At 65.4% G+C, this 784-nt stretch carries 1 protein-coding gene and 1 pseudogene; both read right to left on the reverse strand.

What is annotated here, in order from left to right; genetic code table 11:
* Positions 1-479, reverse strand: a 479-nt coding sequence (locus G4D85_RS48445) for a DUF2381 family protein (RefSeq protein ID WP_164021926.1), incomplete at its 3' end; no start/stop codon positions are given.
* Positions 480-571: 92 nt separating this feature from the next.
* Positions 572-784, reverse strand: a pseudogene (locus G4D85_RS48450) (serine/threonine protein kinase); the annotation flags it as partial.

The raw sequence follows: 784 nt of genomic DNA on the forward strand, positions 1-784 counted from the left end.
TGCTGAAGCTGGAGTCCCTTCTCCTTCTCCGCCTGCTGGTAGGACGCCAAGGTGCGTTTCTGGCGAAAGACCTCCACCTGGCGCGTGGCACGGGCCGGATGTACCACCAGCACGAAGCTGATGCTCGCGGGCGACTCTCCGTCCGCGAAGCGGGCCGTCAGTTTCAGCCGCTCGCCAGGAACCACGTTCTCGGAGGGCAGAAGCGAGATGCTGCGCTTTCCCGTCTCCACCACCGTAAATCGGTCGGCTCCCTCCAGCGTCAGGTTCTCGCGCTTCAACTCGGACGAGAAGAAGACAATCAGAGTCGCCAGGCCCGGGCTGATGCAGACTTCGTACACCCTGCCTTCGAGCTCGTCCGGGAGCGCGATCTGGTCCTGGGCCGAGTCGCAGGCTGGGAGTCGTGACGGCTCATCGGCGTGGGCCGTCCAGCCAAGGAGGGCCACCAAGACCAGAAGGGCGATGGGTGCTGACGCGGACACGAGACAAGTCCTCCGAAGTGGGCGCGAACATATAGGCCCGAGGCGCCGCCCCTACTACGCCCTGAGCAAACCACGCGGACGCCCGGGTGCGCCTACTCGAAGCGATCCACTGCCCGGACGTACCCGGTGTTCCAGACCTTCACGTTGCCCTCCGTGGAGCCGGGTTCTCGCTCCAGACCACGCTTGCCGGACCCGTCCCGCAGCTCCATGCACACGCGTACGGTGCCACCTCCCTTGGGCAGCCGGGCCTCGGTGAAGCGGCCATAGACGCGATCTCCGAAAAGGAGCTTCCCGGACAGAATGGT

The organism is Pyxidicoccus trucidator (genome assembly GCF_010894435.1).
In the GTDB taxonomy this organism is placed as follows: domain Bacteria; phylum Myxococcota; class Myxococcia; order Myxococcales; family Myxococcaceae; genus Myxococcus; species Myxococcus trucidator.